This is a genomic window from Pseudomonas sp. FSL W5-0299, assembly GCF_005930655.1.
In the GTDB taxonomy this organism is placed as follows: domain Bacteria; phylum Pseudomonadota; class Gammaproteobacteria; order Pseudomonadales; family Pseudomonadaceae; genus Aquipseudomonas; species Aquipseudomonas mandelii.
Genome location: NZ_RXHX01000033.1, coordinates 1 through 22,094 on the forward strand (window position 1 = coordinate 1; position 22,094 = coordinate 22,094).

Here is a 22,094-nt window from a genome sequence, read left to right on the forward strand (position 1 = left end):
GGGTTGAGGTAGTGATCCAATGCGCGCTCGGCGGCATCGTGGAGTTTTTTGGAGTCGAGGGATTCGTAGGGGGAAACGTCGTCGGTTTGCGGGGGATTCGGGGTTTCTTTGAACATGGTGAAGCTCCATTCGGGGGCTGGAAGTTCGCCACGACTGCGACCAAGCAGTTGGGTGGCGAACCATACGCAGGTTGGTCGACCAGGGAATGGAACCCGGCAGGGCCGGAGCCCTCCCACGCACAGCTCGCCATGAAGCAAGCACGAAAAGTGCGCCATTCTAAACCCGGGCGACCAAACCCGGCCGCTGAATTTGCAGCGCCCCCGAAAGCCGATCGAACGGGCTTCTGACACAACAATCGATAAAACTTGTCGGAATTCTCCGCCAGAACAGCAACGGCTGTAGGACGCTGGAAAAAATATTCAGGCCCGACACGACCCAATGTGGGAGCGAGCCTGCTCGCGATAGCTGTTTAACATTCAACATCCTGGGTGGCTGACAGTCCGCTATCGCGAGCAGGCTCACTCCTACATTTTGATTTGCAGCGATGCAAAAAAAAGGCGACCCCCTCGCAGGAGTCGCCTTTCCTTTAACCGCCGCTAAACCTTATTCGGACAGTTTGTACGCAATCACATAGTCACCTTGCTTGGTGCCCAGCGACCCATGACCGCCCGCAACGACAAGCACGTATTGCTTACCGTCCTTGCCGGTGTAGGTCATTGGCGTGGTTTGTGCGCCGGCAGGCAGGCGGCCTTCCCACAGCTGCTTGCCGTTTTTCACGTCGTAGGCGCGCAGGTACTGGTCGAGGGTGCCGCTCAGGAAGCCAACGCCGCCAGCGGTGGTGAAGGTGCCGCCCAGGCTAGGCACGCCCATGCTCAGCGGGATCGGAACCGGTGAGCTGTCGCGCACGGTGCCGTTTTTGTGTTTCCAGATGGTTTTTTGGGTGGTCAGGTCGACCGCGGCCACATAACCCCAGGCCGGCGCCTGGCACGGCAGGCCCATTGGCGAGAGCAGGGCTTCGAGGACGACGCCGTAAGGCGCGCCTTTGTTCGGCTGCACGCCTTCGGTTTCGCTTTTACGCGGGCCTTGGGCGGCGATTTCGGCGGCCGGGATCATTTTCGATTTGAACGCCATGTAGCTCGGGTTCACGAAAGCGATCTGACGCACCGGGTCAACCGCGATGCCGCCCCAGTCGAACACGCCGAAGTTGCCGGGATAAACGATCGATCCCTGCAGCGATGGCGGCGTGAACGGGCCGTCGTAGCGCATGGATTTGAAGTCGATCCGGCAGATCAGTTGGTCGAACGGCGTCACGCCCCACATGTCGCGCTCTTGCAGCGGCGGCGGCATCAGGTTGAGGTCGGATTTGGGTTGGGTCGGCGAGGTGTGATCACCAGCGACAGCGCCTTGGGGCACCGGCACTTCGTTGATCGGCACAATCGGCTTGCCGGTGCTGCGGTCCAGCACGTAAATGCTGCCTTGCTTGGTCGAAGCGAGTACCGCTGGCTTCACGCCGTCAGCGGTTTTCAGGTCCATCAGGGTAGGCTGGCCACCGACGTCCATGTCCCACAGGTCATGGTGGGTGAACTGCATGTGCCAGCGCACCTGGCCGGTCGCGATGTCGAGGGCGGTCAGGCCGGCGGCGTGCAGTTCCGACTCAGGGGTGCGATCGCCACCGAACTGGTCCGGGGTCTGGTTGCCCATCGGCAGGTAAAGCATGCCGAGTTTTTCGTCGACGGCGAACATGGACCACATGTTCGGCGAGTTGCGGGTGTAGACCTGGCCTTCGGCAATCGGCGTGGTGTCGTCCGGGTTGCCGCTGTCCCAGTTCCACACCAGTTTGCCGGTATGCACGTCGAACGCGCGGATGACGCCGCTGGGCTCGTCGGTGGAAACGTTGTCGGTGACGTGGCCGCCGATCACCACCAGGTCTTTAGTGACCGCTGGAGGCGAGGTGGAGTAGTAACCGCCGGCATTGAAGCCGCCGATGTTGGCAGTCAAGTCGACCTGGCCTTTGTCGCCGAAGTCTTCGCACATCTTGCCGGTGTCGGCATTGAGGGCGATCAGGCGGGTGTCGGCGGTCGGCAGGAAGATCCGGCGTGGGCAGACGGTGCTGACCGGCGCAGGGCTGGCGGTGCCGGTCGGGCTTTGCTCGGACGCGTAGACGGCGTCATCGTGATAGGTCACGCCACGGCAAGTCATGTGCGCCCAACCCTTGAAGTTCGCCGCGTTTTGCGTGGAGAGCTTCGGATCGAACCGCCAGATTTCCTTGCCGGTGTCCGGGTCCAGCGCGATCACCTGGCTGTGCGGCGTGCACACGTAGAGCATGCCGTTGACTTTCAGCGGGGTGTTTTCGGCGGTGGTTTCACCCGGATCGTTCGGCCCTGGCAGGTCGCCAGTGCGATAGGTCCAGGCGGGAACGAGCTTGTTCACGTTCTGCGGGGTGATCTGCGCCAGTGGCGAGTAACGATCACCATGAGCGCTGCGGCCGTAGGAATTCCAGTCACCGTCGGGCATGGCCGGGGCGGTGTTGGTCATGCCGGGCACGCTGTCGCGGTCCAGTTCGCCTTTGATTTCACCCGGGTTGGTGAACTGGCTGGCCAGTGCGGCAACGCCCGCGAGTACCACTGCCACGCTCAGTGCGCCGGTGCCCATCGGCGCAGGGCCGGTGATCAGCAACGGACGGCGGAACCACGGCAGCAACATGACGAGGCCCAGCGCAAACAGCATCGCCAGACGCGGCACCAGTTGCCACCAATCGAGGCCGACTTCCCACAAGGCCCACACGGTACTGGCAAACAGCACCAGTGCGTAGAGGCCCAGTGCAGCGCGGCGGGCCAGGATCAGCAGCACGCCGGTCAGCGTCAGGCCGATACCGGCCAGCAGGTAATACAACGAGCCGCCGAGCAGGCTCAGCTTGATCCCGCCGGCCAGCATGGCCAGGCCCATTAGCAGAAGCAGAATGCCGAGCAGGGTCGGCAGTAGACGGCTTCGACTCAAAGCACCATCAGTGCTCATAGTGTGGTTCTCCGTGACGTTTCAAGTAGTCCCGCGCAAGTTCACTGTAGATGACGATCCTGTGCGGGCATGGTTCAGATAAAAAAGGTTCGGTTGGTGCGTTCCCTGCAGGAGCGAGCCTGCTCGCGAAAGCGATGGGACAGTCGGCATTGATGTTCAGGCTGACGGCCCTTCGCGAGCAGGCTCGCTCCCACAGGTTTTGTGTGTGTCTTAAAAGGACGAGGTGATTTTTATCCCGCCAATCAGCGCGTCATCGACCTTGTCCACGCCACCGGGGTGGCGGATGTATTGCAGGTTCGGGCGCACGGTCAGCCAGTTCGTGACGTGCACGCCGTAATAGAGTTCGGCGCTGTATTCGGTGTCCTGGGGCGGCAGGAACGAGGGATCGTCGTAGTCATAGACGACGCGGGCCTGGTTGGTCGCTTCGGCGTTCTTGCGATAGGCCGGGTTGACGTGAACCCGGGCGAGGGCAAAGCCGATGTCGTCCTTGGCGCGCGCATCGAACAGGCCTTTGTAGACGACGCCGGCCTGGACATAGTTGTCGATGGCGTTGGTCTTCTTGTCGTGCATTGTGCCGTTGGCGAACACGCTCAGGCCGCGCGAATTGTCGCTGGCTCGGCTGGTGATCTGCTGCTGCACACCCAGCCACACGCCGTGCTTGCTCGATGCGCTGCGGTAAGCCTCGCCGCTCAGGGCTGCCGGCTGACCATTGCTGTCCTTGTAGGCATCCGTGGCCTTGGCGTTGCTGTAGTAATAACCGGCGCGGTATTCGCCCGGCAGGCCGTTGAGTGTCGGTGACCACACCAGTTCGACCGGCAGAATCGCGCCCTGGGTGCCGCTGCCGCTGAGCTTGAAGCCGTTGCCGCGATCAAGGTTCGACGGGTTTTGCTCATACGCACCGATTTGCGCGTAGAGCTCCGGCGTCAGGTGATATTTCACCCGCATTGCCCACTGGCTGACGGGCCAGTTGTACCAGATGCCGCCGACCCAGTTACCGACCTGCGAGCCGCAAAACGCCAGGTTCTGGAAGTCGCATGGGAAGCTGTTGAAGTCTTCGCCTTCGCCGAAACGGCCGACTTTGATGTCGAGTTTCTGGTCGAAAAATTTCTGCTGGTACCACATCTGCGTCAGGCGCCAGGTTTGCCCACGGCCCCAGACTTCCTGCGCCGAAGTGAAACCGCCGACACGCGGATCGTTGATCCGGTCGTTGCTGATGTTGTTGCCATTGCGCTCGGTGACGGTCAGCTGAAATTCAGCGTCGTCCCAGCCGAGGATTTTCTGCAAGTCCAGGTGCGTGCCGAAACCGAACTGGTCGCTGTAGCGTGCGGTGCGATCGTGGTCGTAGCCGCCGTGCAGATTGCTGCCCATTTCGCCGGTGTAATCGACTTTGAAGTCGTAGCCTTTTTCCGAAAGTTCGGTGCGCGTGCCATTCCAGTCACCGAGCATCCAGGGCGATTCGCTATCGAAGGCGGGCGCGGCCTGGGTGCAGGTAGCCAGGCCAAAAGCAGTGAAACCACCGATCAGGTTCAGGGCTTTTCGACTGGCAATAGCGATGCAGACAGCGCTGTCTCGCGGAGTTGGGAAATCAGGCATAGAGAAGGAATTCTTGATCTTTTCTGGGGGGTGAACTGAAAGCGGCACTATGTCGCGCCTGGATGAAGCGTTTCAGCTTGACGGGCGCAAGGATAATGTTCTGTTACAAATAGAGAAAGCGCTTTTCGTGACATGAATTATTTCGTATTCGGTAACAGTGCCGGACAGCGATCGGTTCAAGTTCACCTACATTTACCAGAGAGCGCACAGAGCGCTTCCACCCGGCGACACCCTCGGCTAAGGTGCGCGGCTTCCAATCCCCTTCATCGCTCAAAGGCCCGGCATGACCGAACAGAACAACAACCCGCTGCACGGCGTGACGCTGGAGCAAATCCTCAACGCCCTGGTGGAACATTACGAATGGTCGGGGCTGGCCGAGCGCATTGATATCCGCTGTTTCAAGAGTGACCCGAGCATCAAGTCGAGCCTGACCTTCCTGCGTAAAACCCCATGGGCGCGGGAGAAGGTCGAACGCTTGTATGTGAAGTTGATGCGCACCAAGCGCCCGCTCTGAACATGGGCTTTCTATCGACGCCAGGTTCTGCCGCGAGGCGTCGTTTTGTGGCGGTGGCCGCTGTGCTGGGCTGGGCCGGACTGGCCATTCAGCTGTACCTGATTCTGTACTCGCGCTGGACACTGGAAGCGAGCTTGATCGGTGGGCTGCTGAGCTTTTTCAGCTATTTCACCGTGCTGACCAATACGTTGGTGGCGGTGGTGCTGACATGTGAGTGGACCTCTCGCGAGTCGGCGGCGCGACGCTGGTTTTTGCAGCCGTGGGTCAGTAGCGCCATTGCCGTGAGCATCGTGGTCGTCGGTCTGGCGTACAGCCTGTTGTTGCGCCATTTGTGGCATCCCGAAGGCTGGCAGTTTCTGGCCGATGAGTTGATGCACGACGTCATGCCGCTGCTGTTCCTGGCATATTGGTGGTGGTGCGTGCCCAAGGGCACGTTGCGCCTGCGGCATCTCGGGTTGTGGGTGATCTATCCGCTGGTGTATTTCGCCTATTCATTGCTGAGGGGGCATGAGTTGGCGGTTTATCCCTATCCGTTCATTGACGTCGGCACCTTGGGTTATCCACAGGTGTTTTTGAATGCGGGTGGATTGTTGGCGGGGTTTGTGGTGATTGCTCTGATAATGATCGCATTGGACCGGTGGCGCGGTCGGTGAATACTGAGGGTGATGTGAAGGACTTTTGTGGCGAGGGAGCTTGCTCCCGCTGCGCTGCGCAGCAGTGCTTAAACCTGCAACCGGGTTTTAACTGAGTCACCACGCAGGCTGATTTTACGACTGCTTCGCAGCCGAACGGGAGCAAGCTCCCTCGCCACACTATCGAGTTGCAGTTATTCCTCGTCGCTGCCCTCCGCCCGCCAGTACCCCACGGCCTTGACGAATTGTTCATTCAAACCGTGCTCATCAAGCAGCACACGACGAATCTGCCGTGACACCTTGGTCTCGGTCGCCACCCACGCATACAGGTTGCCGCTCGGCACTTGCAGCTGCTTCACGGTGGTCAGCAAGTTGTCTTTGCCACCCTCGCGCAAGACCCAGATCACACTGACCTGCGCGGCGCTTTCCAGGCGTTGCTGCTCGGCGCCGTTCTCCACTTCCACAATTACCAGCGCACGACGATTGGCCGCCAGACCTTCGAGCCGGCAGGCGATGGCGGGCAGGGCGGTTTCGTCACCGATCAGCAAATAGCTGTCGAACATGTCCGGCACGATCATCGAGCCACGCGGCCCGCCGATGTGCAGGAACTGGCCGGGCGTGGCCTGCTCGGCCCAGGTCGAGGCGGGGCCGTCGCCATGCAGGACAAAATCGATGTCCAGTTCCAGGGTGTCGAGGTCGTAGCGACGCGGCGTGTAGTCGCGCATTGCCGGCATCGGCCCGTTGTCTTTGCCGGCGCCGAGCACCAGGGTTTCCAGTGCGGCGTGTTCGGCCGCGTTTTGCGGGAACAGCAGTTTGACGTGGTCGTCCGTGCCCAGGCTGACGAAGCCGGCCAACTCCGGGCCGCCCAGGGTGATCCGGCGCATCCGCGGGGTCAGGTCAACCACCCGCAGCACTTGCAGACGACGGCGTTTGACCTCGTGCATGACACGGTGAATGGTGTGCACAACTTCAGTCATTCGGCTTTCTCCTGGACGGGTTGAACGGCAGGGCCATCGACGATGGCTTTGGCGGTGTTGTTGAGCAGGTCGCGAACCCGCAGGATTTCTTCCGGGCTCCAGCGGCCGTGATGCATTTGCAGGGCGTGACGCAAGTTGTGCACCGCCTCGTGGATCTCGGCCGGACGATCATGGCCGCGCAATGAGCGCTTGCTGACCTCGATGCGCATTCGCACGCCGTCCAGCGCAATAGCCTGTTCGGTCAATGACAGACGTCCGGCGTCGGTGATGGTGTAGCGTTTTTTGCCGCCCTCGGCATCGCCCAGGATCATTTCGCTTTCTTCGAGAAAGGTCAGGGTCGGGTAGATCACACCGGGGCTGGGGCAGTAGGCGCCGTCGAACATGCTTTCGATCTGGCGGATCAGGTCATAGCCGTGGCAGGGCTGCTCCGCGATCAACGCCAACAGCAGCAGTTTCAGGTCGCCGGGGGCGAACACCCGGGGGCCGCGGCCGCCGCGTTCACGGCCGGGGCCTGGGCGTTTCTCGAAGCCGTCTCGGCTGTCGCTATGGTCGCGATGGGAATGATGGTCTCTCATTTCTGCGTCTTCTCTCGTCGTGTTTAGATACAACTTAAGATATATCTTTAGACAGACGCAAGCGTTCTGGACCAACGGTCGTTCTCGGCCACCGCTGGAGGTCCAGAAGCGATCAGCGATCAGCGATGAGGAATGCGGTATCGGTTGCTCTTTTAGAGCAATTGAACTAATCATGAAAGTTCATCGATTGATAATTATTCCACTGTCGCAAGATAAGTAGTCTTCGTCTGACGGAATTCAACTAGTTCGTATCTGTGTGCTTTTTCAATTAGAACTGTGTGTAGTCTTTCTCTGAGGGTAAAACAATCGAGTTGGCGTTTTTTCAATGTTTTTCCTATTGTTCGAACGCCATTGTTACTACATGTTCTTGGGAAGTTGCGTACTTACTTTTTCAAGGGATTGAACGATCATTCTTCGGCGTCGAAAGTTAAGTGAAATCGCCATCACCGTATGGAGAGATGTCGGCTTTCCAGACTTTCCTCGGCCCAATCCTTTGAAAAAATACAGGTACTCAATAATGTTCAAGACGTTTGCAATCGCCGTTCCCATGACCCTCCTGGCCCTGAGCACTTCGATGGCGTTCGCGGCGGAAGAATCGCGCACCTCCATCAACATTACCGCTGATATTCCGAGCAAGGTCTTCCACGCTCAGCCTGTAGACAAAGACTTCGGGAAAGACGAGAAAATGCAGTATCTCGTCGGCTCCGGCACCCTGACGGAAGTCCGTGGCACCTATGATATTCAACACACCAACGGCTCGGTCGGCGCTTATGTCGTGGGCGGTCCTACTCCGCTGTTCAACGGTAATCCAGCCTTGAACATTCCTCTGACCTATACCTTCAATGGCACGGAGTTGACCGCTGATTCTCAGGAAGTGGTCGGCGACACCGAGTCCAACGGCGGCATGCGCGCCGACCTGGTGATTACGGCAGAGAAGCCGGGCAACAGTCAGGTGGGGATCTATACCGCCAACCCGGTCGTCATCTTTGATGCCATTCCGCGCATCTGAAGCAAACGCGTGCTGTAAGTAAGTTCTGTCTTACTTGGCAACGTTCACCGATCGCCAGGGAGGTTGTGCCTGTCGATCGGGTTTCAACGAATTTATCTTCAGAGTATTTCGTTCATGTTCCCGATGACTCCCATCGCGACGGCGCTTGCCCTATGTTTTTGTGCGACTGCCCTGGCTGCGCCAGCGGACAACGGCCACACACCCCGAAGTCTGCTTGCGCAAGCCAAGGGATTACCGAGCGAGTTCGAAGAGCACTTCTTTGATGTGCCGCTGGCGGTGCGCGTGGAACTTGATCAGCAGTTTCTCGGTGAGGCGATGGTTGTGCTGACCCGCGACGATCGCATCACCCTCGTTGACTTCACCGATGTCAGCGATAGCACGATCAAAGCCAGCGAGCGCGACATCTGGGCCAACTACCTCAAACATGGCGTGGTGCTGGGCGCCTGCCAGGCCAATTGCCCCGAACAACTGCTGGCCGTGCACTACAGCCTGGAAAACTCGCTGGTGTCGATCCTCACGGAAAACGCCGAGCACGATGATCAGGTGCAGCGCTATTACAACCAGCCCGAAGACGGCAGCACCGGGTTGATCGTGCGCAACCAGCTGAACCTCAATGGCGGCCAGAACCAGGACCTCGGTGGTCGATACGGTCTGGAAGCGAGCAGCAGCCTGGGCAACTGGACCCAGGCGGTGAACATGCAGTTGTCCCGCCTGGGCGGTGTGGACAATCAGCTCTATCACGCCGTGCATGAGCTCTTTACCCAGCGTGAACTGGAAGGCAACTTCCTGCGCCTGGGCTTGTTCACGCCCACCTCGGAAGGCCTGACGCGCCAGCCGCGCTCCTTCGGCGCCAGCCCTGACACCGCGCTCGGCGTCATGTACGGCAGCTCCGACAGCCTGGCCATCAATAACCCGAAACCGGCGGTCTACCCGATCTACGTCACGGCCAATCGCCAGGGCTCGGTGGAAATCTATCGCGACGGTTTGCTGATCAATACTCAGGCGATACCGGCTGGTTTGCAGACCCTCGATACGCGGCCATTGCCCGGCGGCATCTATGAAGTGGAAGTGCGGCTGATCGAAGACGGCCAGATCACCTCCAGCACGCAGGAGCTGGTCTACAAACCCAACAACTGGCGCAATCATGACGAGCGCTGGCGCTACAACCTGTTTGCCGGGCGTGAATCGAAAATGCTCAGCAACTGGGATGAGCAGGCCGATGGCGACATGACTGCCGGCGCCGCCTTCAACTTCCTGCTGCACCCGCGGGTGATTCTCGGCCTGTCGGGTCGGCAAGTGAAAGACACCCTGCAATATGGCACGTCGGTCGATTGGGCCATCGTCAACAACGCCAGCGTCTTCGCCAACGTCTACAAGACTCAGGACTACGGCACCGGTTTCGACGTGCAGGGGCTTTATTCCTACGGCAGCGGCAGCCTCGTCGCCAGCCATAACCGCAGCTGGCTCGACACCACCCGGCTCTACGACACCTTGCCCGACGGCACGCGCGTGCGGCAGCGCAATGTATTTATCGGCCAGACCAGCAACTCGTCCTTGTCACTCAATCATCGCCTCACCAGCAAAAGTTCGGTCAATGCCCGGGTGTCCCACAGCGAAGGCAACACCGAAGGGGTCGGCGTGGATCTGGGCTGGACTCAACGCACGCAACTGTTCGGCAGCGACGCCAATTGGCGCCTGTCGCTGTTCGACAGGCCGGGCAGCTTCAGTTCGGGCAATGATCGAAATCGCGGCCTTGACCTGAGCGTGAGCGTGGCGCTGGGTGGCCCGGGAGAGCAGCTCTCCGGCAGCATCGGCACCCGCACCGATCGCGATGGCGGGCGTGATAACAATGCCTCGATCACTTACCGCAAAGACTTGCAGGACCACCTGCTGCAAAGCGTTTCCGCCACGGCCATCACCGACACCTATGGCCTCGGTTTGAATGCGCTGGCGACGATGCAATCGGACCGGGTCAACGGCGACGGATTTATCCAGCGCTCGTCCTACAACAACGACCTCACCGGCGGCCTCAACCTCGACAGCACCGTGGCGGTCGGCGGGCAAAAGATGATCGTGACCAGCCAATACCACCGCAATGGCGCGGGCATGATCATCGATGTCGAGTCAGACATCGACGACATCACTTTACGCGCCGACGATCTGAGCGGTGGCAGCGCAGTCCTCAAGCCCGGACGCAATTTTGTGCCGATCACGGCTTACAAAAGCAGCTCCGTCAGTTTCGATTTCGAAGGCAATCACGTGCCTGCCGCGACCATCCAGCCGGCCCGTTCCAGTTATCACCTGAACAAGGGCGGCGTGGACTATCGCCAGATTCGCGTGATGCGAACCCTCACTGTCCTCGGTCGCCTGATCGACCCCCAGGGCAACCCGCTCAAGGGCCATCACATCATCAACCACGCCAGTCGCGGGGTCAGTGAGGTGGACGGCTTCTTCTCCATGGAAATGAACGCCGGTTCACCGACCCTGGAAGTGCGCCACGGCAACCAGTTGCTGTGCCAGTTCCGCCTCGACCCGAGCCGTGGCCACACGGAAAACAACGTGCTGATGATTGGTGATTTGCGTTGCACGCCGGACACGCTGGCGGACCTGACGCTTGAGACGCCGACGGCAGGCTGATGCCCGGCACCCCGCATTTTTTTATGAGGTAAATGACGATGAAACGTCGGTTGGCACTGATTGGTTTTTGTTTGTTCACCCAGACGGCACACGCCGGGCCGAACATCAATATCGGCACGGTCTACGACTACCTGGACGGCGACAAAAGTACCTTTTTGAAACGCGTCTATAACGGCGGCGACAGCACCGCTTTCGTCAAGGTCAACATCCTTGAAATTCTCTACGACGCCGATGGCAAGTCGCGGGAGGTGCCGCTCAAATCCAATGCCGAGGGCAATTCCCGGGATGGCTTGATGGCCAGCCCGGCGCGACTGATCGTGCCCGCCAGTGGCATGCAGGGCACGCGGTTGCTGTACATGGGCGAGCGCGACAAAGAGCGCTATTTCCGTGTGCGTTTCATACCGGTGGTGCCCGAGAAGGAAGACGAATTCGCCGTCTCCGGCGAGGAGCGTGAGCAGTACAGGAAAGCCCTGTCCGCCGGGGTCACGGTGCTGGCCGGGTATGGCGCGGTGTTTTTCGTTCGCCCCAAGGACCCGCGTTACGCCAGCGTGATCGAAAACGAGGCGGCCAGGTACCGGATTCGCAATACCGGCAACACCGTGGTGGTGATCGATGAGTTCAAGGATTGCTCGGTCAAGAACGACCAGGACTGCCAGCCGACCACCAAGCATCATGTTCTGGCCGGCCGCCATTTCGAGTTCGAGAAACAGGCTGGCCGCGAGTACCGCTTCACCCTGGTTGAAGGCGAGAGCCGCAAGAAACTCGATGTGAAGGGCTGATGACTATGTTCAGACAACTGACGGTCCTGATGGTGTCGGCGATGGCCTGCCATGGTGCGTTCGCGGCCCGCGAAGTGCAGCACTTTGAAGTATTCGTGACGATCCCGAGCCAGGCGTTCTACGTCATTCCCGCAGACCCCGGCTGGATTCACCGCGAACAGTCATTGCCATGGAATCTGACGACCTCGACCCTGGGCGGCTTGCGCAAGTATTTCGATGTGAAGAGCGAAGCCGGTTCCATCGAAGCCCGCCTTGAGGGCCGGCCTTACTTGTCTAACGGGACGCAGGCCCATGACATTGGATTGCGCGTGCTGTTCAACGAAAAGTTGTTGAGCGAGGGGGAAAGCCGCGAGGTGGTTTCGCTGGTCGACGCCGCGCAGGGCAAGCGGGTTTTACTGGAAGTGCTGCCTGTGCCACCCGCCGATGGGGTTTACAAACCCGGCAACTATTTTGGAAGCGTCAACATGGTCTTCAACGCGGTGTTGCCCAAATGATGAATTTATTGAATAAGCGATCAGCCCGGACGTTGAAGGGTGCTGCATCGGCCAGCCTGCTGTGTGCGGTGTTTGCCCTGCCCATACAGGCCGCTGTGATGGACATCGAAGCGGTATTCGAGCCGGATTCCTCGAATCCGAATAATAACGTGTTCGTCAACATGACCCCGTCCGAAGGTTTTTGCCGGCAGATTCCACAGGCCTGTGCGCCCTATAAGCTGTTCAGCCTTATTGCGCCTATTTCCTTCACGGCGAATGCGCCAATCCTGGCCAACCATGCGGACCCGCGGCAAGGAGGAATGGCCCGCGTTCCCTCGGACTGGAGAGAGGTGGTGGTCACCCACGAGTCGGGTGATACCGAGGTGCTTTCCATTCGTATCGGCGGGATCGGGCACGAAGCCGCAATTCCCCGCCCTGTCACTGAACTGACCGGAGGAGGTTGGTGGGATGACTTGTGGGTAGGTGGCGGTTGGGCCTATGCGCCTATACCCTGTTCAAGTGTGGGTTGGCACTCGGCAGGGCCCTCGGGCTACAACAGTTTCTGGCGAGTCGCCAGAGGAGTGGGCGTGTGCAGCAAGACGGCGAGGTTCGATATTCCGCTTTCCTTTCGCTACCTGTACTTCGTGTTCGCTTATGAGCTGCGCACGCCTAACCCCCTGACCATGAAGACGGGCAAATACACCGGCACCATGCCGTACACCGTCGGTCCGCGTCAGGACTTCGACATGGGCGATGTCATGATCCCCAGTGACAACCAACTGACCCTCAACTTCTCTCTGGATGTTCGGCACACCCTCAAGGTCGAGATTCCACCCGGTGGCAATCGCGTTGAACTGGTTCCGCAGGGCGGCTGGCAAGCCTGGCTGACCCAAGGGCGCAAGCCCACACGGCTGTTTCGTGATCAGACGTTCAATGTGTCTTCATCGAGTCGCTTCAAGATGAACCTGGACTGCCAGTACAGCACCGATGGCAACCGCTGCTCGGTGCGCGACCCGGCTTCAGGCCATGTCGTGCCGCTCGACGTCAGCGTGACCCTGCCCAATGGCTTGGTGGATGCCACCGATCAACCGGTCAGCCGTCGGCTGTTACGGCGCGACGGCAGTGGTACCGAGCTGTTCCAGCCGCGCTTTTATGTCGATCGCAAACCGGGCACGTTGCACTTCGAGATTGCGCAGGATGAGGTCGAGGAAATGATCAAGCCCGGTGTCGCCAGAACGTACTCGGGCACTGTCACGGTGGTTTGGGATTCGGAAGTGGGTTAAGCGTGACCCCTGATACATCACCCGATGCATCAGGGGTTGCCGATTACGGCTGTGCGTCTTTTTGCAGCGCTGCGCGGGTGAGTTTTCTGCTCAGCTCTTTTTCTTCGTAACCCATGTCGTGCAGCAATTGGCCGTAGACCTCATCGGTCATGTCCTGGTCCGTCAACACCACACTGTCATCGATATTCAGGCGCCGGGCGAGGTCTTGCAGACGCTGTTTGAGGGCGCGTCGTTGTGCAATTTGCTGGCCCTTGGAACTGGCCCAGGTGTGTTGGACTTCGCGTAACTCATCGAGCACGTCGCTCTTGGTTTCGTAAAACCGGGTATTGCGCCGGAATTCGTTCGGATAAGTGTCCTGCAGGTATTTCTGCCAGAACGGCTGTTCGATCATGTCGTTGACCAACCCATCGCCGGCCTCCATCGACATCACCGTCTCGAAGGCGGTGTCGATGGTTTTGGTGTTCACACCGGCGATGGTGCGAAACAGCATCGTCTCCGATTGCCACGGTAAACCGAGGCGTTGAGCCAGGCCGGTTTCGTAGGCAAGGTACACCTCGACCTCATCCGGATTGCCCGGGCGGCTGCCGAAATCGGCACGGGCAATGTCATCCACGCGCGCGAGGCGAGCGGCACCTCTGGCCAGGTTCACCAGTTTGCTTTCAAGCACGGCGTTGGACGTCGACAAGGCATAGGCTTCGGAGGCGAGCACCTTGATACCCATGTGGTTGAACACCTGGGCCCCGGCATCGGCACAGGTGGTAGGCGCCCTGGCCATTTCGAACAGATCCTTGCGCAGCTCGGTGTCCAGGTCGATGGCTTCAATCATGCGCCATACCCGGCTGCTGAGTTGTTGGCGCAATTCACCACCGGCCTTGTAATCGGCCGAGCGGGTCTGCTTCTGGATCAATGCAAAGAAATCCTTGGCGCCGGGCTCGGTCATCAATTCGTGCCAGGCTTCCTCGCGGAAGGTCCCCAGCCCTGAGACCTCGGCACTCCACCAGACCGAATCGTCTTGCATCGGCCACAGTTCTATCGCGTCACGCGCCGCATCGATGTAGACCTGCTCGGGCGCGAGGCCGACTGACCGTCGATACGCCTTGAAGGTGATCAGGTTGGCGTCCGAGAGCTGCTCTTCGTACAAGCGGGTCCGGGCCAGGAGGAAGGCATCTTCCGAGCCGGGCACGACTTTCGGAATGACCTTGATCGGGTTCTCCTGCAAATCCAGAAAGAAGCCGCGCGGTCGACGTTTGTTGGAGGGCCCGAACAGGCCGTCGGGCCAGGTGGTGGCGCCCGTGTTGCTCAAGCTCAGGATTCTCAGCCTGGGCATGCGTCCGACGTCCGGGAGCAGGCCCAGCTTCGCGTTGTCATCGAGTCTGAGGGTTTCCAGGCGGGTCAGATTTCGCAGTTGCTCGACAGCGGAGGGGGTCAACGTGATGTCGTTGTTCATCAGTCGCAACGTGCGCAGGTGGTGCATCTTGCCGATGGTGTCGGGAAGTCGCGTCAGGCCGCAGCTACGGGCGCTCAGTTGTCGCAGATGAGGGAAGGCGCCCAAGAGGCCGGAGGTGGTTTCGGAAAAGGTCGTGCGGTCCAGATTCAAGGTGCTGATCTGATCGAGGTAGTGTTTGATATCCGGCAGTTCCTTCCACCAGCGTTCGAGGTCGAGCACCTGAAACTCTGTGGACAGGTCCAGCGCATACCCGCCGTCGGCCGTGATGCTGCGTTCACCAAAAACCGTAGGCTTGCGTTTGAAACAGTCGATAAAGCGTTCGGCAATGTGCAACCCGCCACTGCTGACGAACCCGCGCTGATCCGGACCCCAGCTATCCGGCTGCTGGTAGCGCCAGCGATTCAACAGCACTCGCAGGTCGTCCAGTTCGCGGTCCAGTCGGGTCAGTGTCTGGTGCCCTTGCTCCTGCGAACCGAGGGATCGAACGAAGGTATTGACCTCGCGGTCGTTGAAGTGAGGGTAAATGTCCTGCACCCGTTGGGTGAGCGTGGGGGCGACGGTGGAGAAGCCGGGACCGCGCAACAGGATCATGTCTTCATGGTCAGCCAGCGGACGGATCGGCGGGGCAGCGAGCGCCGTGCGGCGCTGCGCCGGTGTCTCGGTCTTGGCCATCACCCATTGCTTGAAGAAGCCCCCCTGGCCTGGCCGATAACCCAACTGCGCCAGTTTGTTTTTCGGCAGGGCGTTGAGAACGGCTTCGTAAAAGTCAGTGGCGTCGTGCAGTTTTCGGTTGTCACCGTCCCAGACTTCGAACCGGTTGCCATCGTCCTTGACCAGCACCCGGACCATCGACGCGTCTTCGGCCCCTACACGGCTACGCAAGGGACCGGCATCGTTGCCTTCACGAACCTCGACGCGCAATTGCGCGAACGTGTCGGTATGAATCCTCAAGGCGTTCAGCACCAGGCTTTCGGTTTGCGCCACCCACTGCGCGCCGTCCTGGAAGCCTTCATAGGCGTGGTTGGTCCGGGCTTCGAAGGCCGCCTCACGGGCGCGGCTCTTGAGGCTCAAGGGCAGTCGTTGCGTTTGGGTCATGCGCTTGAGGTCGGCAGCGTCGGTGGTGTTCAGCAGCGTCGCGGCGGCACGGGACGGTAACTCGGGAAAGGTGTGGCGCATGAGTCGCAGCGGCGGATCGTCGAACGCCTGGGCCCCTTGGTAAAGCTGATTGATGATGTCTGGGGTCAGCCGATCGGCTTCGTCCGCCAGTCGATCGCGCAAGGCTTGCACCCGTTCACGTTGGGCGGTGGACCGACCGAGCACGGCGTGCAGTTCTTCTTCGTTGAGAAACTCGACAAGGTCTGGCGCAAATTGCTCGCTCATGAGGTTGGACAAACTGGTGGAGAGGGTCTGTTCGGCCGTCGCGTCGGCATTGCCGTACTGGCGGAACCGGCCGCTCATGTCGGCGTTTTCGTAGACCTTCAGGGCTTTGTCCGCGGGCCAGCCGTCCAGGTAAGTCGCCAGCGGTTCAAACCAGTAGGAGGAGGGATCCAGAGGCTGGCCTGAACGAATTCGCTCGATGGCCTGGCGGGTCTGGCGCTGGATGTTCAAGCGGGTGAGGCTGTCATCGAGTAACGGTGGCGGGGCCGTGTTGTCGACGTACATCCGGCGCAGCGCACCGTCGTCGGTACCGCTGGCGATGCGAACGGCTTCGAGTTCCGCGTCGCTGAAGCCCTCCACGGTGTGGCCGAGACGGCGCATCAACGTCGGACGATCCCAGGCTCGCGGGTTCTCGGCTTCATGGGTCCACGCGCCGAGGCCGTTGTGTTTCAACTCGGGCAGGTAAGCATTGTCGCGATGCGGGTGTTTGACCCGGTAGTTGCCGGTTTGCGGATCCTTTTGCACGGCGTAGTGCTTGTCATCCAGCGGCAGAACAGCCTCGCCCTCGTGAGCGTGCAGCCCCAGCGCGTCAGGTCTGGAGTCCGGCGATAACTGCACATCCGGCCATTCATAAGGTTTGAGGTCGGGGTGCCACAACCGGGATTCGCCATTGGGCAGGGTGACCGGTTTCATGCCTTCGATCAGCGGCGACAGTTTCAGGCGTGCCAGCGCACCGATCTGCGCACCGGCGGCGAACGCTTCCAGCTGAAGAACATCGGTGACCAGGCCGACAATGTGTTCGGTGGCTTCAGTCCACAGTCCCAGGGTCATGTCGACGAGGCCTTCGATGGCGTCGCTGGCCATCTGATAAGCCATGTAGCCCATCATCAGCTGGCCCAGTCCGGGCACGAACGGCGTGACGACCATCAGGGCGATGTTGAAGATGTCCGAGACGATTTTCTTGAAGTTCTCCCACCAGGCCCATCGTGCATGGGTATCGGCATCGGCGGTGGACACGGCGATGTGACGGGCGTCATTGAGGACCTTGTTGAGCTTTTGCTCGAACAGGTACTGCCAGAGTTCGCCGCTGATCGGTGCGGTGTTGAACTGCAGACGAGGGGCAGTGATAGCCTCTTCGCGCCAGCTCGGCCTCGGGTCAAGCGGCTCTTTGCGATGCCATTTCACTTGGAACAGGCGTTGTTGCAGCCCGCCGAAAAAATGCCCCCGATCGGATTGATCGACGAACCGGCTGAAGAATTGCTGGTAGGTCATGCCGGTGGAGGAGATGACAGCGTTGTCGCGCAGCTGACGCGTCAGTTCTTTCATCAGCGCGAGGGTCGAGGGGTACTCTTTCAGCGGGTGCTCGGGGTCTTGTGGGACATACGCGAAGATCGGCACTACCTTATGGACCCGGTTCAGATCCGGCGTAATCAAGACGATGCCGGTCAGCAGGCTGTCGAGCATGGACAGTTTGGCGAACTGCATGATTCGGCCTTTGCGGGTGAGGTTGCGCTGGCCATCGAGCATCATCAGGATCAGGTCACCGGCATCGGCGTCGATGTCGCCCTTCAGGACGGCCAGCCTGGCGGCGGCTTTAAACGCGGCTTTCTCGTTCTCGATGATCTTGTGTTTTAAAACCACTTGGGCGAGGCCATCCCTGGGCCGCAATTGTTCCTCGAGGTATTTCGTGTAGCGCGCGCCAATGTCCAGCGTGCGACACAGGATCTGGAACTGGGCGATGGACATTTTGCGTTTGATCGCCAGGGTGTCGAAATGCCCGCGGGCATCGGGCTGGCTGATGAAGTTCGAGTCCGCCTCGCAGGTTTCGTGGCTCGCGAAGTTATGCAAGGCCGCGTCCAGCAGCGAAACGGTGCGGGTCACCACGCCGTTGAGGTTGCTGGCATACCAGGGAAGCTGTTTGGGTAGATAAAGGTGCAGGTAAGTGGTCTTTACATCGACGTCGACACCGAACTGTTCCAGCAACGCCCTGGTCAGCAACGGTTCGGCGAATTCGTAAACGCCTTGGACCTTGTCCATGACCCGGTCGACAGTGTTTTGAGCGGACCAGAGTTCGAGGTTGGCGTGTTGTAGCGGGGAGTGATCGAAACCCTTGGTGCTCTGTACCCAATACCCTGAAGCCGTTTGCGTGAGGCTCAGTTCCCGGATCCGTCGCAGTGACGCGTCCTTGAACGTGGGGTGGATACGGCTTTTGATGAAATCGTAGTGGCGACCTTTATTGTCATCCGCCCCCCGTGTCGGTCGCGCTGATATACGTCCGTGTAAGTCAGTCATGCTTTTAATAAACCTTGAGCGTTAAGTGGAATGACCAGCCTAACGCCCGAGGCTCAAAGTAAAAGCCTGAATTACCGCTGCTTAATCAGTGTCAGCCGCCCATAAACATTGGAATTACCAATGCCGAAAATAGGTAATTACCGCCTTTTTTCAGCGCCGTGCGACCTCCACCGGCAGGCATTGTGTATGCGCACCCGGTTGCAGATAGGGCGTGAGAATCGGTGCCATGCCTTTGAGCACTTGCACGGGCAGCGCCGAGGTGAACTTGAAGGCTTCGGCGGTGCGCCCGGGCACGAAGGCGGTCAACGTACCGAAGTGGCTATCACCGATATAGAACACGAAAGTGGCGGTGCGGTTGATCGACTTCGAACTCAGGATCCGCCCGCCGGAACCAATGGCTTCGATGCGGTTGTCCCCGGTCCCGGTCTTGCCGCCCATCGCCAGGGGTTTGCCATCGGGGGTGATGAAACTGCCGGACACCCGTTTGGCCGTACCGGCATCCACAACCTGCGACAACGCCTCACGCATGGCCGTGGCCACTTCGGACGGCATCACTCGTTTGCCGGCGTCTGGGTCATTGATCAGTTTGGTTTCATACGGGGTGTTCGCCGCGAAGTGCAGGGTGTCGATGCGCAATGTCGGCATGCGCACACCATCGTTGAGGATGGTGCCGATCAACTCGCCCAAGGCGGCCGGGCGATCGCCGGAACTGCCGATGGCGGTGGCCAGCGACGGTACCAGGTGATCGAACGGGTAACCGACTTTCTGCCAGCGCTGATGAATGTCCAGGAACGCTTCGATTTCCAGCATGGTGCGAATACGGCTGTCGCGGGCGCCCTTGTGACGACTCTTGAACAGCCAGCTGTAGACTTCCTGACGCTCGAACTGGCTGGCTTTGACGATCTGGCTCCACTTGGCATCCGGGTTGTTCAGAAGGTAGCCCATGAGCCACAGGTCCAGCGGGTGAACCTTGGCGATGAAACCCTGATCCGGCAAGTCGTAGGCGCCGGGGCTGTAATTTTCGTAGAGCCGTTGCAGGCGTTCGTCGGTGAGTTTTTCGGTGAGCTTGGCGCCTTTGAGGTGCGCGCGCACGAAGGCATTGAAGCTTTCCTGGCTGGCCTGGGGCAGCAAATAGCGGTGCACCGCCGCCAGGCGAATCGGCGTCGGACGCATGCTGTCGAGGAAGGTGTCGAGCCGCGCCTGGGTGTCCTTGTTTTTGTATTTCTTCCAGAACTTGAGCAGGAACGAAGTCCCTTCGCGGTCGGCGAAACTGGCCAGGTATTCCTGACGCCGCGGGTCGCGATCGTCCTTGAGCAATTCGGCGCTGTTGTTGGGGCCGGAGTACGTCGTGTAGCGCACCAGGTCACGCATCAGGCGAATGAACGGCAGGTTGATCGACTCACGCAACGCATCACGCAGGGTTGGAATGCGACCGTTGTCTTCCTTGCGGAAGTTGACGAAGGTGTGCAGCCCGCCGCCGGTGAAAAACGCTTCGCCGGGGCTGGCCGAATATTTACGATCCAGCGCGGCACCGAGCATGGCCGGCAGGTTGCGGTCCTTGTTCTCAATCAGGTAGTCGATGGCCCAGCGACTCAGGCGATCCTGATCGGGGATGTCGACTTTCTTCAGTTCCGGGACGGTCATTTCGGCATATTTATCGTGCAGCTCGGCCATGATTTGCAGGTAGGTGGTGAGCACGCGCATTTTCGCGGTAGAGCCCAGTTCCAGCTTGCTGCCTTCATTGATGTCGAACGGCTGGTCGGTGCTGTCGGTCTGTACCCGCACACGCGCGCCGTCCGGTGTCAGCTCAAACAATGTGAAGCTGTAGCGCACCTGAGTGGTGCTGGTGGGGGTGAGCAAGCGTTCGCCCATCAGCCCGATTTGTGTGGCGAACGCCGGGTCGGCCAGGCGCTTGAGATACTCGGTAGCCTGGCTTTGCAATTCACCTTGCAGGGTGCTGGTGGCGGAAAGGTCGAGGCGGTCGAGATCGTACAGCGGACGATTGAGCAACCCGCCCAGACGGCTGCGCGCCACGCTGATGCCTTTGTTGGTTTCAATCGGCTGGATGGTCGGCTGGGTCTGCCAGTCGCGGTAGGTCACCTGGCTGGCCAGGGCGGCGGCGGCGAAGGGTGCGTCGATCACGCCATTCGCCGCCAGCAGGCGGATGTGGCTGTCGGTGAGGTCGGCCAGTTCATCATGACCCTTGGTCAGGTAGTGAGAAGGGCGGCGCTGGGCGATCATCAGCGAGAGCATTTCACGCAGCGCCAGGCCTTTTTCGGCCATGCTCTTGGGGTCCGTGTCGGTGCTGGCCAGCCGTTCGTTGGCCTTGTTGAAGTCGGCGCCGTACCAGACGCGCAACCCTTCGGCCATGCCATGCACTTCACCGTGTCCCGGTACCGCCGACAGCGGCACGCTATTGAGGTAATCGCGCACCACATTTTGCCGGACCTGCAAGGTTTCCGGCCCCGCTTGATAAGCACGCACGGTGGCGGAAATCATCTGCCGGATCTTTTCCGCGCCTGACACCGTCAGGCCATCGGGCGAGTGCCGGTATTTCTCCAGTTGTGTCGCCAGCGTACTGCCGCCCGCCGACTGCCCTGGTATATGCAGCAGCTTGGCAACCTGGGACCAGATCGCCATGCCGAACCGTGGCCAGTCCACGGCGGGGTTGGCCAGGGGCTGACGAGGATCGAGCAAAAAGCGGTTTTCAATAAACAGCAGGCTGCTGACCACCACGGGCGGAATCGACTCAAAGCTTGAATACAGCTGTTGGGGGTATTTGTACTGGTACAGCGGCGCCGCACGGCAATCGGTGATCGACAGTCCAGCCTGTATTTTCTCCGCGTAAGGCACGAAAAAGCCCTTGTCGGTGTAGTTCATCAGCTTTTCAGAGAAGCGGATTTGCGACGCAATGACGTAGTCACGCTTGAGCAATCGCGGCAGAAACTCACCCAGCGAGCTGTAGCCCAGACGCAAGTCGAAAGGGCCTGCGCCTGGATAGCGAATCGCGTCGCTGGGGCCGGGTTTCATTTCGTAACTCAGGGAGGCGGCGAATTTGCTGACCTCGCGGGATTGAAACTTCGAGGTACGCATTTCCTTGGCAGCGGCAAGCCCCAGGACAATCAGGATAATAATCAGCAACAACCAAAACGCCCCCCAGCCATGCTTTGTGCGACTGCCAGGGGGTTTTTCAGGAATAGGCGCTTCATCCACACGTTCAGTCGGGACCACAGTTTTACTCGTATCGGTTTGCCATAACGCGCCCATAGTCGACTGATCCATTCACGCAGATTGATCTGACTTGTCTGAAGCTTAGTCGGTGGTTGGCGATGGTGAAGAAATTGTGGACGCACAGATCTCAAATATTCCCCATTCCCTGTGGCGAGGGAGCTTGCTCCCGCTGGGCTGCGGAGCAGACCCGAATTTGCCATCTCGGTCTTTCAGCAGAACCGCGATCACAGGTTTTGCGACTGCTGCGCAGCCGAGCGGGA

13 protein-coding genes and 1 pseudogene are annotated in these 22,094 nt (G+C 59.8%); 7 read left to right on the forward strand and 7 right to left on the reverse strand.

What is annotated here, in order from left to right:
• The 3 genes and pseudogenes from FHL16_RS35120 to FHL16_RS27075 form a co-directional block, all read right to left on the reverse strand.
• Positions 1–116: pseudogene (locus FHL16_RS35120) on the reverse strand (DUF6124 family protein); the annotation flags it as partial.
• A 487-nt stretch (positions 117–603) separates the two neighbouring features.
• Complete coding sequence (locus FHL16_RS27070; RefSeq protein ID WP_010457782.1) at positions 604–3,015, reverse strand: glucose/quinate/shikimate family membrane-bound PQQ-dependent dehydrogenase; 2,412 nt, start codon at positions 3,013–3,015, stop codon at positions 604–606.
• Between the two features lie 210 nt (positions 3,016–3,225).
• The gene (locus tag FHL16_RS27075; RefSeq protein ID WP_077749806.1) at positions 3,226–4,608 is read right to left on the reverse strand and encodes a carbohydrate porin; all 1,383 of its coding nucleotides are present in this window, start codon (positions 4,606–4,608) and stop codon (positions 3,226–3,228) included.
• Positions 4,609–4,891: 283 nt separating this feature from the next.
• Between FHL16_RS27075 and FHL16_RS27080 the strand changes: the two genes are divergently transcribed.
• Positions 4,892–5,122: a VF530 family protein gene (locus FHL16_RS27080; protein WP_007903672.1), complete on the forward strand. Its 231-nt coding sequence runs from the start codon at positions 4,892–4,894 to the stop codon at positions 5,120–5,122.
• A 2-nt stretch (positions 5,123–5,124) separates the two neighbouring features.
• On the forward strand, positions 5,125–5,775 hold the full coding sequence (locus FHL16_RS27085) for a Pr6Pr family membrane protein (protein ID WP_077749807.1): 651 nt from the start codon (positions 5,125–5,127) through the stop codon (positions 5,773–5,775).
• Between the two features lie 173 nt (positions 5,776–5,948).
• On the opposite strand, the gene FHL16_RS27090 is transcribed toward FHL16_RS27085, so the two are convergent.
• Entirely contained in the window at positions 5,949–6,731 is a 783-nt protein-coding gene (locus FHL16_RS27090; RefSeq protein ID WP_077749808.1) for a siderophore-interacting protein, read from the reverse strand.
• On the reverse strand, positions 6,728–7,306 hold the full coding sequence (locus tag FHL16_RS27095) for a PadR family transcriptional regulator (RefSeq protein ID WP_010457769.1): 579 nt from the start codon (positions 7,304–7,306) through the stop codon (positions 6,728–6,730). Before FHL16_RS27095 ends, FHL16_RS27090 begins: the two co-directional genes overlap by 4 nt.
• 517 nt (positions 7,307–7,823) lie before the next feature.
• Here FHL16_RS27095 and FHL16_RS27100 point away from each other — a divergent pair.
• The 5 genes from FHL16_RS27100 (at position 7,824) to FHL16_RS27120 (ending at position 13,487) form a co-directional block, all read left to right on the forward strand.
• A complete protein-coding gene (locus tag FHL16_RS27100; protein WP_010457768.1) occupies positions 7,824–8,315 on the forward strand; it encodes a CS1 type fimbrial major subunit in 492 nt (163 codons plus the stop codon).
• Positions 8,316–8,429: 114 nt separating this feature from the next.
• Positions 8,430–10,952, forward strand: coding sequence for a TcfC E-set like domain-containing protein (locus tag FHL16_RS27105; protein ID WP_077749809.1), 2,523 nt, complete (start codon positions 8,430–8,432; stop codon positions 10,950–10,952).
• Positions 10,953–10,990: 38 nt separating this feature from the next.
• Entirely contained in the window at positions 10,991–11,731 is a 741-nt protein-coding gene (locus tag FHL16_RS27110; RefSeq protein ID WP_010457763.1) for a hypothetical protein, read from the forward strand.
• A 5-nt stretch (positions 11,732–11,736) separates the two neighbouring features.
• The gene (locus tag FHL16_RS27115) at positions 11,737–12,225 is read left to right on the forward strand and encodes a CS1 type fimbrial major subunit (protein WP_042933024.1); all 489 of its coding nucleotides are present in this window, start codon (positions 11,737–11,739) and stop codon (positions 12,223–12,225) included.
• Positions 12,222–13,487, forward strand: a complete 1,266-nt coding sequence (locus tag FHL16_RS27120) for a hypothetical protein (protein WP_077749810.1) — start codon at positions 12,222–12,224, stop codon at positions 13,485–13,487. The genes FHL16_RS27115 and FHL16_RS27120 overlap by 4 nt, the downstream gene beginning before the upstream one ends.
• Positions 13,488–13,530: 43 nt before the next feature.
• Here FHL16_RS27120 and FHL16_RS27125 read toward each other — a convergent pair whose 3' ends face one another.
• Positions 13,531–18,603, reverse strand: a complete 5,073-nt coding sequence (locus FHL16_RS27125) for an NEL-type E3 ubiquitin ligase domain-containing protein (RefSeq protein ID WP_077749811.1) — start codon at positions 18,601–18,603, stop codon at positions 13,531–13,533.
• Positions 18,604–18,753: 150 nt separating this feature from the next.
• Complete coding sequence (locus FHL16_RS27130) at positions 18,754–21,870, reverse strand: transglycosylase domain-containing protein (protein ID WP_077749812.1); 3,117 nt, start codon at positions 21,868–21,870, stop codon at positions 18,754–18,756.
• Positions 21,871–22,094: the final 224 nt, after the last annotated feature.